Source organism: Pseudogulbenkiania sp. FW507-F1, assembly GCF_058781125.1.
In genome coordinates, this window is record NZ_JBYSWM010000013.1 from 15142 (window position 1) to 27939 (window position 12798).

At 59.4% G+C, this 12798-nt stretch carries 10 protein-coding genes and 4 tRNA genes; 3 read left to right on the plus strand and 11 right to left on the minus strand.

Annotated features, from left to right (window positions below; all coding sequences use genetic code 11):
• Positions 1 to 63: 63 nt before the first annotated feature.
• Entirely contained in the window at positions 64 to 645 is a 582-nt protein-coding gene (gene sodB / locus AC3WG5_RS10310) for a superoxide dismutase [Fe] (RefSeq protein WP_492568605.1), read from the plus strand.
• 122 nt (positions 646 to 767) lie between these two features.
• Here the strand turns inward: sodB and AC3WG5_RS10315 are convergent, their stop codons facing one another.
• From AC3WG5_RS10315 to AC3WG5_RS10355, 9 genes are all read right to left on the minus strand, one after another.
• Complete coding sequence (locus AC3WG5_RS10315) at positions 768 to 2597, minus strand: SurA N-terminal domain-containing protein (RefSeq protein WP_492568606.1); 1830 nt, start codon at positions 2595 to 2597, stop codon at positions 768 to 770.
• 73 nt (positions 2598 to 2670) lie between these two features.
• A tRNA-Asp gene (locus AC3WG5_RS10320) sits at positions 2671 to 2747 on the minus strand.
• A gap of 6 nt (positions 2748 to 2753) precedes the next feature.
• Positions 2754 to 2829: transfer RNA gene (locus tag AC3WG5_RS10325), tRNA-Val, on the minus strand.
• Positions 2830 to 2862: 33 nt separating this feature from the next.
• A complete protein-coding gene (locus AC3WG5_RS10330; RefSeq protein WP_014087648.1) occupies positions 2863 to 3132 on the minus strand; it encodes an HU family DNA-binding protein in 270 nt (89 codons plus the stop codon).
• Between the two features lie 175 nt (positions 3133 to 3307).
• Positions 3308 to 5719 (minus strand): endopeptidase La, encoded by a 2412-nt coding sequence (lon, locus tag AC3WG5_RS10335; RefSeq protein WP_492568607.1) that lies wholly within the window; start codon positions 5717 to 5719, stop codon positions 3308 to 3310.
• A 144-nt stretch (positions 5720 to 5863) separates the two neighbouring features.
• Entirely contained in the window at positions 5864 to 7138 is a 1275-nt protein-coding gene (gene clpX, locus AC3WG5_RS10340) for an ATP-dependent Clp protease ATP-binding subunit ClpX (protein ID WP_008953610.1), read from the minus strand.
• 18 nt (positions 7139 to 7156) lie between these two features.
• On the minus strand, positions 7157 to 7780 hold the full coding sequence (gene clpP, locus AC3WG5_RS10345; RefSeq protein ID WP_008953609.1) for an ATP-dependent Clp endopeptidase proteolytic subunit ClpP: 624 nt from the start codon (positions 7778 to 7780) through the stop codon (positions 7157 to 7159).
• A 22-nt stretch (positions 7781 to 7802) separates the two neighbouring features.
• Entirely contained in the window at positions 7803 to 9110 is a 1308-nt protein-coding gene (gene tig, locus AC3WG5_RS10350; protein ID WP_294867957.1) for a trigger factor, read from the minus strand.
• A 66-nt stretch (positions 9111 to 9176) separates the two neighbouring features.
• Positions 9177 to 9261: transfer RNA gene (locus AC3WG5_RS10355), tRNA-Leu, on the minus strand.
• Positions 9262 to 9444: 183 nt separating this feature from the next.
• Between AC3WG5_RS10355 and AC3WG5_RS10360 the strand changes: the two genes are divergently transcribed.
• Positions 9445 to 10134: a Bax inhibitor-1/YccA family protein gene (locus AC3WG5_RS10360; RefSeq protein WP_014087651.1), complete on the plus strand. Its 690-nt coding sequence runs from the start codon at positions 9445 to 9447 to the stop codon at positions 10132 to 10134.
• A 90-nt stretch (positions 10135 to 10224) separates the two neighbouring features.
• Here AC3WG5_RS10360 and tilS read toward each other — a convergent pair whose 3' ends face one another.
• Together tilS and AC3WG5_RS10370 are read right to left on the minus strand one after the other, a co-directional pair.
• On the minus strand, positions 10225 to 11568 hold the full coding sequence (gene tilS, locus AC3WG5_RS10365) for a tRNA lysidine(34) synthetase TilS (protein ID WP_492568608.1): 1344 nt from the start codon (positions 11566 to 11568) through the stop codon (positions 10225 to 10227).
• Positions 11540 to 12505 (minus strand): acetyl-CoA carboxylase carboxyltransferase subunit alpha, encoded by a 966-nt coding sequence (locus AC3WG5_RS10370; RefSeq protein ID WP_008953605.1) that lies wholly within the window; start codon positions 12503 to 12505, stop codon positions 11540 to 11542. The genes tilS and AC3WG5_RS10370 overlap by 29 nt, the downstream gene beginning before the upstream one ends.
• A gap of 213 nt (positions 12506 to 12718) precedes the next feature.
• Here AC3WG5_RS10370 and AC3WG5_RS10375 point away from each other — a divergent pair.
• Positions 12719 to 12794, plus strand: a tRNA-Val gene (locus AC3WG5_RS10375).
• The last annotated feature ends 4 nt before the right edge of the window (positions 12795 to 12798 follow it).

The window sequence follows — 12798 nt, forward strand, 5'->3', positions numbered from 1 at the left end:
TAAACTTGCCGCCATCATCGTGTCGGCCCGGAGCCGACATTCACCCCCACTTAGGAGATCAAGATGGAACACAAACTGCCGGAACTCCCGTACGCGCTGGACGCCCTCGCTCCGTACATTTCCAAGGAAACCCTGGAATACCACTACGGCAAACACCATCAGACCTACGTCACCAACCTGAACAACCTGATCAAGGGCACCGAGTTCGAGAACGCCAGCCTGGAAGAAATCGTCAAGAAATCGACCGGCGGCCTGTTCAACAATGCGGCTCAAGTCTGGAACCACACCTTCTACTGGTTCGGCCTGGCCCCGAATGCCGGTGGCGAACCGACCGGCGCCCTGGCTGACGCCATCAACGCCAAGTGGGGCTCGTTCGACGAGTTCAAGAAAGCCTTCAACGCCGTCGCTGCCGGCACCTTCGGCTCCGGCTGGGCCTGGCTGGTGAAGAGCCCGGATGGCTCGCTCGACCTGGTCTCCACCAGCAACGCCGCCACCCCGCTGACCACCGACAAAAAAGCGCTGCTGACCTGTGACGTATGGGAGCACGCCTACTACATCGACTACCGCAACAGCCGCCCGAACTACCTGGAAAGCTTCTGGAAGCTGGTGAACTGGAACTTCGTGGCACAGAACTTCGCCGCCTGATTCATTACAGGGTCGCCACAAAGGGCCTCAGGGCCCTTTTTTCATGCCCATCGAAACAACAAAACAAAACCGGCGCAACTCCGTTGCGCCGGCTATCCAACTATAACCGCCTCAACGGGCCGTTACTCGGCCGGCTGCTGGCTCAGCGTCACCTTGTACTTCTCGCGCAAGGCCTCCAGGTAGCTCGCCACCTGGGCATTCGCATTCATTTCACCGATCAGGCCGCTCAACTGGCTGCGCTCGGCCTGGCTAGGTGCCGGAGCGGGAATCACCTTGTCGACACGATACACCACGTAGTTGCCGCCATCCTGCTTGACGCCGGCAAACGCCGGTAGCTTGGTCGCGCTAGCCGCGAACACCGCCCGCACCTCGGGCAACGACAGCGCACCAAAGGAACGTCGTGACACCGTCTGGGCGGGCTCCCACGGCTGGCTGTCGATGTTCTTGCCCGCCTTCAGCTCGGTCAACAAGGCATCACCACGCTTCTCCGCCAGCTTGGCCCCCTCGCGCCGTACCAGCTCGGCCTTGATCACGTTCTGCACTTCCGCCAGCGTCTGCTGACGCTCTGGCTGGTGCTCGGCCACCCGCACCACCACCAGGGTGTTCTTGCCGAGGTCGACCGGCTCGCTGTTATGCTTGCCCTTGAGGACATCGTCGCTGAAAGCGGCTTCCAGCAACTTGGGGTTGTTCAGCACCGGGGTGCTGGCCGGCTTGCCGCGCACCAGCCAATCGGAATGCTGTGGGCTCAGCTTCAACTGATCACTGATCGCCTTGAGCGAATCGGCCTGCTGATAAGCCAACTCCCCCAGTTTCTCCGACGCGGCACGGAACTGTGCGGCCGCCTTCTGGCGTTTAAGACGCAGCTCGACCTCACCCTTGACCGCGGCAAAGACCGGCTGCTTGACCTCGTCCAGCTTCAGGATATGGAAGCCGAACTCCGTCTCCACCACTTCGCTGATCTGGCCCGGTTGCATGCGGAACGCAACGTCCTCGAACGGCTTTACCATCGCACCACGGCCGAAGAAGCCCAGATCCCCGCCGTTGGCGGCCGAGCCCGGATCCTGCGAGCGGGTCTTGGCCAACTCGGCAAACTTGGCCGGGTTGGCGCGCACCTCCTTCAGCAAGGCTTCAGCGGCGCTGCGCACCTTGGCCTTCTGCTCCGCCGTTGCCTTCGGCGGCACCGTCAGCAGAATATGCGATACGCGCCGCTCTTCGCTGCCGAAGTCAGCCTTATGTTCGTTGTAGTAGCTTTCGACTTCTTGATCGGTCACCGCCTGAGCCGCTGCCAGCGCATCCTGCGACAACACCACGTAATCCAGCTTGACCGCCTCAGGGGTGCGGAAGCGCTTCAGACTCGCGTCGTAAAACGCCTTCAAGGCGGCGTCATCGGTCTTGACCTCGGCGGCAAACGCCTCCGGCTTGAGCACCAGCGCCCGCACCTCGCGGCTTTCGCCCAAGACCCCCGCCATGCGATCGACCACGGCACGAGGCACAATCTGGCTACCCAACAGGCTGGTCAGCTGACCTTGCAGCAGGATGTCTCGCTTGACCAGTTCCTCGAAGGCCACCGACGACTGATAGCGCCCGGCCAGGAACTGCTTGTAGCGCTCGGCGCTGAAAGCCCCGTTTTCCTGCAAGGCAGGTATCGAGGCGATCGCCTTGCGCAGCTGGGCATCAGAAACGGTCAGGCCCGCCGCATGCGCATCGGCCAGCAGCAGTTGTTGGCGGATCAGGTTCTCCAGCACGGCCTGGCGGGTGGCAGCATCGGCCGGCTGGCCTTCCAGGGCACGGTCCAGATCCTGTTTGTGTATCTTCACATTCCCCACCTTGGCCAGATAGGGCTCATCCACTGCCGTGGTATAGCTACCCACACCAAAACCGACAAAGGTCAGCGCAATAGCGCCAAGAATGACTTTGATGACAAATTTATTGTTCTGGACAAACTCGAACATGGTGCGAAAGGCGGATGCCACCTCGGTAAAAAAAAAGGTGAACGGAAGTGTCGTTCACCTTTTTTGTCTGTTCTGGCGGAGCGGACGGGACTCGAACCCGCGACCCCCGGCGTGACAGGCCGGTATTCTAACCAACTGAACTACCGCTCCGAACTTTGGTGGGTGATGACGGAGTCGAACCGCCGACATTCTGCTTGTAAGGCAGACGCTCTACCAACTGAGCTAATCACCCCTTGAAACCTTGTCTTGGCGACAAGGTTTCAAATTATAGCGCGTCCTTCAGGGCTTTGCCAGCACGGAACTTCGGCGAACGGGCAGCCGGAATCGTGATGGAGTCACCGGTCTTCGGGTTACGGCCAGTGCGCTCAGCACGCTCACCAACATAGAAGGTGCCGAAACCAACCAGCGTAACGGTATCACCTTGTTTCAGCGCGCCAGTCACGGCGGCAATCATGCCGTCCAGAGCCTTGCTAGCAGCAGCCTTGGGAATATCAGCCTCAGCGGCGATAGCATCGATCAACTCAGACTTGTTCACGTAAGTCCCCTTTCGTCGTTCTTCGGTCTACGTAATTCGGATAAAAACCGTTTGCTTTATAACAAGCCCGAAATCCTTGTGTCAAGCGGCTTTCGGAGCATTCTGCCACTTTGGCGACGGCACTGGAAGCCCAGACGGCAAGGCATTTCGAGCATTTATACAAACGACTGCGTTATCAGTGTTTTACCACAGCCGGCACCACGGCACTTTCGACCCCTGCCGCCAGCGGCTCGGCCACATCGGTATCGGCAAGAGGCTCCGGCATCCGCTCCAGAGCCAGTGCCAAGACCTCATCAATCCACTTCACCGGATGGATTTCCAGCTTCTGCTTGATATTGGCGGGAATCTCGGCCAAGTCCTTGACGTTGCCCTTCGGGATGAGCACATGCTTGATCCCGCCGCGGTGAGCCGCGAGCAGCTTTTCCTTCAGGCCGCCAATCGGCAATACCTCGCCGCGCAGGGTGATTTCGCCCGTCATGGCCACATCGGCACGCACCGGGATACCCGTCAGCACCGATACCATCGCCGTCGTCATGGCAATGCCGGCACTCGGACCATCTTTCGGGGTCGCCCCTTCCGGCACGTGGATGTGCATGTCCTGCTTTTCATAAAAATCAGGCCGAATGCCAATGGCGCGCGCGCGGCTGCGTACCACGCTCATGGCAGCCGTGATCGACTCCTGCATCACCTCACCCAACTGGCCGGTGCGGATGATATTGCCCTTGCCCGGCAGCGCTACCGCCTCGACAGTCAGCAGCTCGCCGCCCACCTCGGTCCAGGCCAAACCCGTCACTTGGCCGACACGGTTTTCTTCCTCGGCGATGCCGTAATCGAAGCGGCGTACCCCCAGGTACTTCTCCAGCGTCTTGGCGCTGACCGTTACCCGTCCGGCTTTTTCCTTCAGAGACTGCGCCATCACGACCTTGCGGCAGATCTTGGCGATCTCCCGATCCAGGCTGCGCACACCGGCCTCGCGCGTGTAGTAGCGCACGATATCGCGCACCGCCGACTCCTGGATCACTGCCTCCTCGTCCTTCACGCCGTTGGCCTTCATCTGCTTCGGCACCAAGTACTTCAGCGCGATGTTGACCTTCTCGTCCTCGGTGTACCCGGACAGGCGAATAATCTCCATACGGTCGAGCAGTGCCGGCGGAATGTTCAACGAGTTGGCCGTGGCCACGAACATCACATCGGACAGGTCATACTCGACTTCGGCGTAGTGGTCGACGAAAGAATGGTTCTGTTCCGGGTCCAGCACCTCGAGCAGGGCCGAGGACGGGTCGCCACGGAAATCCGCGCCCAACTTATCGACTTCGTCGAGCAGGAAGAGCGGATTGCGCACCCCTACCTTGGTCATGTTCTGCAGCACCTTACCCGGCATGGAGCCGATGTAGGTTCGGCGGTGGCCGCGAATTTCGGACTCGTCACGCACACCGCCCAAGGCCATGCGCACAAACTTACGGTTGGTGGCCCTTGCAATGGACTGCCCCAGCGAGGTCTTGCCAACCCCCGGAGCTCCGACCAGGCACAGGATCGGTGCTTTCAGCTTGTCGACGCGCTGCTGCACCGACAAGTACTCGAGGATGCGCTCCTTGACCTTCTCCAGGCCGAAATGGTCTTCATCCAATACCACCTCGGCGTTGGCCACATCCTTGTTGATCTTGGTCTTCTTCTTCCACGGCAGATCGAGCAATGTTTCGATGTAGTTGCGCACCACAGTGGCTTCCGCCGACATCGGCGACATCATTTTCAGCTTCTTGAGTTCAGAGGTTGCCTTCTCGCGAGCCTCCTTGCTCATACCGGCAGCCTTGATCTTTTTTTCAAGCTCATCAAGGTCGCTGGCCTCGTCCATTTCGCCCAGTTCTTTCTGGATGGCCTTGACCTGTTCGTTGAGGTAGTACTCGCGCTGACTCTTTTCCATCTGGCGTTTGACGCGGCCGCGGATGCGCTTTTCCACCTGCAGGATGTCGATCTCGCCTTCCAGCTGCGACAGCAGATGCTCGAGGCGTTCTTTGACTTCGAACATCTCCAGCACTTCCTGCTTTTGCTCCAGCTTAAGCGGCAGGTGGGCCACGATGGTGTCGGCCATGCGCCCGGCTCGCTCGATACCGGCGAGCGAGGTCAGGATTTCCGGCGGAATCTTCTTGTTCAGCTTGACGTACTGCTCGAACTGGGCGAACAGCGCGCGTCGCATCGCCTCGGTCTCGGTGGAGTCTTCTCCATCGCTGGTCAATGGGGTGACCTTACCGACAAAACAATCACCTTCATCCTGCACTTGCTGGATGATGGCGCGCTGTCGACCCTCAACCAGCACTTTGACGGTGCCGTCGGGCAGCTTGAGCATTTGCAAGACGGTAGCAATCGTCCCGACACCGTACAGATCGCCGGCTTCCGGCTCGTCCTTGGACGCCGAGCGCTGAGCTACCAGGAGGATTTGCTTGCCCTCGTCCATGGCATTTTCAAGGGCGGAAATGGACTTGGCCCGCCCGACGAACAGCGGGATCACCATGTGGGGGAAGACGACAACGTCCCTCAAGGGCAACAGTGGAAGCGTGGTCTCTTCTCTGAGTTCTGCGGATTGCGGCATATCACCTGACCTTGCTTACATGAATCGATGCTAGGGAAATGGGGGATGAGCGGCGAAATATCAACGCCCATACTAAAACAGTTTTATCGCACCAGAAATAAAAAACCGCCCAACAGGGCGGTTTTCATGGGGAGCGGAACCGGCTCAGGCCGATTGCACCTCATCGTCCTTGTCCTGGTAAATGAACAACGGCTTGTCACCCTTCTCGATGACTTTCTCGTCGACCACCACCCTGGAGACGTTATCCATCGAAGGCAGCTCGTACATCGTATCGAGCAGCGCACGCTCAAGAATGGAACGCAAGCCACGTGCACCGGTCTTACGCACCAAGGCCTGCTTGGCAATCACGCGCAGGGCCGACGGACGAATCTCGAGCTCGACCCCCTCCAGCGAGAACAGGCGCTGGTACTGCTTGACCAGAGCATTCTTAGGCTGGGTCAGGATGGTCACCAGCGCTTCTTCATCAAGTTCTTCGAGAGTAGCAACCACCGGCAGACGGCCGATCAGTTCTGGAATCAGCCCAAACTTGATCAGATCACCCGGCTCCACGTCCTTGAACAGCACCGAGATGCTCTTGCTCTCGTCCTTGGAGGAGACCTCGGCGCCAAAGCCGATGCCGCCCTTTTCCGAGCGACGGCGGATGATTTTTTCCAGCCCGTCGAAGGCACCACCGCAGATGAACAGGATGTTGGTCGTATCGACCTGGATGAACTCCTGGTTCGGATGCTTGCGGCCGCCCTGCGGGGGAATCGAAGCCACCGTGCCCTCGATCAGCTTGAGCAGTGCCTGCTGCACGCCTTCGCCGGATACGTCCCGCGTAATCGACGGGTTTTCCGACTTGCGCGAGATCTTGTCGATCTCGTCGATGTAGACAATGCCGCGCTGGGCCTTCTCCACGTCGTAATCGCACTTCTGCAGCAGCTTTTGAATGATGTGCTCGACATCCTCCCCCACGTAACCGGCTTCGGTCAGGGTGGTGGCATCGGCGATCACGAACGGCACATCCAGCAGGCGCGCCAGCGATTGCGCCAGCAGGGTCTTGCCGGAACCGGTCGGGCCGATCAGCAGGATGTTGCTCTTGGCGAGCTCGACATCGTCCTTGTCGGTCGGGGTGTAGAGACGCTTGTAGTGGTTGTACACCGCCACCGATAGCGTCTTCTTGGCGATATCCTGACCGATGATGTACTGATCCAGATCGGAGCGGATTTCTTGCGGGGTCGGCAACGGTTGGCCTTCACCTTCGGCCGCCTCGATGCCAACGCCTTTTTCCAATTCTTCTCGAATGATGTCGTTGCACAACTCGACACATTCGTTGCAGATGAATACCTGAGGTCCAGCAATCAGCCGCTGCACCTCATGCTGACTCTTGCCGCAAAAAGAGCAGTAGAGCAGTTTTTCGTTGCTGTTTTTATCAGCCATTGTCAATGTCCGTACCGATTAGGCCTGCGCGTCCCGGCGGGACTGCAGCATCTTGTCGATCAAGCCGTAAGCCAGCGCTTCTTCGGACGACATGAAGTTGTCACGGTCGGTATCACGCTCGATTTCCTCGATGCTGCGGCCGGTATGCAACGCCAGCAACTCGTTCAGGCGGCGCTTCATGTAGAGGATGTTCTTGGCGTGAATCTCAAAGTCGGACGCCTGTCCCTGGAACCCGCCCAGCGGCTGGTGAATCATGATGCGCGAGTTCGGGAGTGCAAAACGCTTGCCCTTGGCACCAGCGGACAGCAGGAATGCCCCCATGCTGGCAGCCTGGCCGATACACAGGGTTGACACGTCCGGCTTGATGAAGTTCATGGTGTCAAAAATCGACATGCCGGCCGACACCGAGCCGCCCGGCGAGTTGATGTAGAAATAGATATCCTTGTCCGGATTTTCCGACTCAAGGAACAACATCTGGGCCACCACCAGATTGGCCGACTCATCCGTGACGGGCCCAACCAGGAACACGATGCGTTCCTTCAAGAGCCGCGAGTAGATGTCGTAAGCGCGTTCGCCACGACCGCTCTGCTCGACCACCATGGGAACCAGGCCCAGCGCTTGGGTATCCATCATTGAAATCATCGACCGCTCCGGTAGTTGGTTATCAGGCGTTGTTACCCATCAGGGCATCAAACGACATTTCTTTTTCTACTACATTGGCCTTGCCGAGCACAAATTCAACCACGTTATCTTCCAGCACCATGGAGGTCGGGCCTTCGATACGTTCCGGGCTGGCGTAGTACCACTGCACCACTTCTTCCGGATGCTCATAGCTTTCGGCGAATTCTTCGATCATGGCCTTGATCTGTTCCGGCTTGGCTTCCAGCTTGTTCTCGGCCACGACTTCGGCCAGGATCAGGCCCAGAGCCACGCGGCGCTCGGCCTGCTGCTGGAACAGTTCCGGCGGGAACGGCATGTCTTTGACTTTCAGACCGCGCGACTCCATGTCACGGCGGGCCTGTTCGATCAGGCGGCCCACTTCCAGCTGCACAAGTGCCTTCGGCAGCTCGATCTCGGTCACGTCGAGCAGGGCCTGCATCACGTTTTCCTTGATGCTGGCCTGCAGGCGGCGCTTCACTTCGCGCTCGACGTTCTTCTTGATCTCGGCGCGCATCTTTTCGATGTCGCCGTCGGCGATGCCCAGCAGCTTGGCGAACTCTTCGTTCACTTCCGGCAGCGTGGCAGCGGCGACGTTCTTCACGGTGATCTCGAACACGGCGGTTTTACCGGCCACGTCCTTGCCGTGGTAGTCTTCCGGGAACACGACGGTGATGTTCTTGACTTCATCTTCCTTCATGCCGGTAACGCCGGCTTCGAAGTCGGCCAGCATCTGGCCCTGGCCCAGCACGAACGGGAAGTTCTCGGCGGAACCGCCGTCGAACAGCACGCCGTCGATGCTACCCTTGAAGTCGATGATGACGCGATCGCCCGTGGCGGCTTCGCGCTCGACACGCTCGTAGCGGGTACGCTGCTTGCGCAGGATATCAATCGTTTTATCGATTTCGGCCTCGGTCACGACGACAACCGGCTTCTCGACTTCCTTGCCAACCAGTTCGCCCACCTTGACTTCCGGGTATACTTCGAAAGAAGCGGCGAACTTGAAGCTGTCCTTGTCGCCTTCATTGGCAACCGGCTCAAAACGCGGATAGCCGGCAACGCGCAGCTTCTGCTCGCTGACTGCCTTGTAGAAACCTTGCTGAACCTGCTCACCCAGCACTTCTTCGCGCACTTGGGCGCCGTAATTCATTTCGACGATCTTGAGCGGTGCCTTGCCCGGGCGGAAGCCCTGGATCTTGGCTTTGCGCGCCATGTTCTTGAGTCGCTCGGTCACCTGGGCGTCGATAGCAGCCATCGGCAACGCGATGTTCATGCGACGCTCGAGGTTGCTCAACGTTTCCAACTGTGCTTGCATGTCCAATCCTTAAACTGTGTTCGAGTTTAAACCTGATGCAGGGAAAGGCGACGTTACGTCGGTTGCTGGTGCGAGGGAAGAGACTCGAACTCTCACGCCTTGCGGCGCTGGAACCTAAATCCAGTGCGTCTACCAATTCCGCCACCCTCGCAATTGGGTGCGTGACCGCGCTTGCGTAATTTCCCGGCCGGTCAGCCAAGGCGCAAGAATACATCAAGCCCCCTACCCGGGCAAGACACCTTGCGCCGGGCTGCCGCATCGCGGAAACTTAATGGCAGGTGGATAAGTCTACCCACCACTCGCACCAAATACTTTCGATCTCTGGGAGAGAAGCATGCACCCGAACCTTCAGTCCGGCTATCAGACCTTGACGCTTGATGGCTCACGCCACAAGGTTCTTCGCAATACCTATGCCCTGCTGGCGCTATCGATGATCCCGACCGTGATGGGAGCCCTGATCGGCACCAACATGAGCTTTGCCTTCCTGGCAGGCAGCCCCATCATCGGCATGCTCGCCATCATGGCGGTGTTTTACGGTCTGACCTTCGCCATCCAGGCCAACCGCAACAACGGCCTCGGCGTCGTGCTGATGTTGGGCTTCACCTTCCTCATGGGCGTTTTGCTGGGCCCCTTGCTGCAGTTCGCCCTGCGCTTCGCCAACGGCGGCCAGCTGATCCTGGTGGCGGGCGGCGCGACCGCCGCCGTGTTCTTCGTGATGGCGGCGATTGCCACCACCACCAAGCGCGACCTGTCCGGCATGGGCAATTTCCTGACCGTGGGCGCCATCGTGCTGATGGTCGCCATCGTTGCCAACATGTTCCTGCAACTACCCGGCATGACACTCGCCATTGCGGCGGCCATTGCCCTGTTCAGCTCGCTGATGATCCTGTGGGAAGTGAAGAACGTGGTGGATGGCGGCGAAACCAGCTACATTTCCGCGGCACTGGGCATCTACATCAGCATCTACAACCTGTTCACCAGCCTGCTGCGGCTACTGCTGGCCTTCAGCGGTGAACGCGACTAACCGCACCGGTCGAGCACTTCAGCAAAACACCCGCTTCTGGCGGGTGTTTTTTATTCTTCCACAGGCACCTCCGGCCCCACCTCACTCCGTTCAGGAACCGGGCAACGAGCACGTCCACCATTCCGGCCACCACCCCGGACCATCACGAAGCTTGGCCTCTTCGGAAACCGCAACACCGGGGATGGCCACGAGACGGCCATCCGGCAAAAACAGCAATGGCCACTGCGCCCGCAAGGCGGGAGGGATTCCTGCTTCCTGCAGCAGGGTTTTCACTGGCTTTCGGCCAACCTGCTGAGCAAGCCGCTCGCCTCCGGCCCGGACCCGCAGTTCGAACCCGCCCTGCAAACAAAGGGGATTGAGACCTCCCGCTCGAAGCACAAACCCAAGCTCGCCCGGCCAACCGGGCGGAGCCACTCTGGCGCCCAGGACACCCGCGGCCAGGCGGGTCGTTTGCGGCGCCATCGCAACGGCAAGCGGCCACAGCCCCCCCCGGTAACGGAAGATTCGTCCCCGAGGCAAGAGCAGCTCGGGGTTTCTGTCCGGAGCCGCATGCAGTACTTGATGCCGAAATTGCTCCAGCGCTTCCGGCGCCGCCACACCCAGACCGAGCCGCTCCAGCCAGTATTGCAGCATGTTGCGCTGACGCGGCGGACTGAGACTGGACAAGGGTTGTACGAGCAGACGTCCAGTGTCGCGGCAGCGCTGCAAATCCTGCTCAGCCTGCTCATCGAGAACGACTGATGCATCCGCCATCAGGACGGCCGCGCGCTGCAAATGCTGCCGATAATAGGGAATGGCGGACTCGATAAGAGGTAGGATGTCGTGGCGCAGCAAATTGCGGCGCCAGCGGGTGTCGACGTTGCTTTCGTCCTCGACCCAGACCAGTCGGCGCCAACGCGCATACGCTTCGATTTCGGCACGAGAGATGGCGAGCAAGGGCCGCCACAGCCAGCGGCCGGCATGTCGGCGCAGTGTCGGCATCGCCGCCACGCCCTTCGGCCCGGCGCCGCGCAGCAATTGCAGCAGCACGGTTTCGGCCTGGTCGTCCTGATGATGGGCCAACACCACTACGTTGGCCGAAGACTCGCCATAAGCCCTGTAACGATGCTGTCGCGCCACGGCCTCGAGACTCTCGCCGCCGGCCACCTCGACCTTCACCGCTTCCGACCGTAATGGCACGCTCCACTCCAGGCAGAGCTGGCGACAATGCTCCGCCCAGGCATCCGCCTGCGGGCTGAGCCCGTGATGGACATGCACAGCCGACAGCTTCAGCCCCCGCGACGAACGCAGGCGCACCAGCAGGTCCAACAGCACCACCGAATCGATGCCGCCGCTTAGCCCCACCTCAAAAGCACATTGGCCGGACAATTCGTCCGGCCAATGTGCGATGAGGCGATCAATCAGGTCAGGCAGCGTCTTCCTTGAAGCGCCCATAACTCATCAACCGGTCAAAACGGGTTTTCAGCAATTCTTCCAGCGGCTTGGCCGTCAGATCGCGCAACTGCTCTTGCAGCATACGCTTCATCGAGCCCATCATCTGCGCGTGATCGCGGTGTGCCCCGCCGATCGGCTCGTTGAGCACGCGATCGACCAAACCCAGCGTCTTCAGGCGGGTTGCCGTAATACCCAGCGCTTCGGCGGCATCGGAGGCGCGTTCGGCCGTCTTCCACAGAATCGAAGCACACCCTTCCGGCGAAATGACCGAATAGGTGGAGTATTGCAGCATGTTGACGTAATCGCCGACGGCAATCGCCAAGGCCCCGCCGGAGCCACCCTCACCGATCACGGTGCAGATCACCGGCACTTTCAGGCGAGCCATTTCATACAGGTTACGCCCGATTGCTTCGGACTGGCCACGCTCTTCTGCACCGATACCGGGGTACGCACCCGGGGTATCGACAAAGGTGATCACCGGCAGACTGAATTTTTCGGCCAATTTCATCAACTTCAAGGCCTTGCGATAGCCCTCCGGGCGAGGCATGCCGAAATTGCGGTAGATCTTTTCCTTGGTGTCACGCCCCTTCTGATGACCGATCACGACGACAGACTGGCCATTGAAGCGCGCGATGCCACCAACGATGGCGGGATCGTCGGCAAACGAACGATCACCGTGTAACTCGTCGAAGTCCGCAAACAGCGCCTTGATGTAGTCGAGGGTATAAGGGCGCTGCGGGTGGCGTGCCACCTGAGAAATCTGCCACGGAGTCAGCTTGCCATAGAGCGTCTTGGTAAGCTCCTGGCTCTTTTTCTGCAAGCGCGAAATCTCTTCGGAAATGTCCAGCACTGAGTCATCCTGGACAAAGCGCAGTTCTTCAATTTTGTTTTCCAGCTCGGCAATCGGCTGCTCAAAATCGAGAAAGGTCTGCTTCATTACTATAACCGTCCGATAAAGCGAATCGGCAGATAATACATGAGGTGCAAAGAGTGCGTCACGCCCCTGTCGGACAAAATGCCTTGAGCATGAAGAATGATGCGGGACGTTTTAAACAAGGGCGTGAAAATTTCACCCCCCCTCTTGCATGACAGAAACCACTGTGCTTTAATTCGCCTCCTCGCTGTTGAGCCCAGCAAATACAGCGAGCGGGGGCGTTTAGCTCAGTTGGTAGAGCGTCTGCCTTACAAGCAGAATGTCGGCGGTTCGACTCCGTCAACGCCCACCAAGAT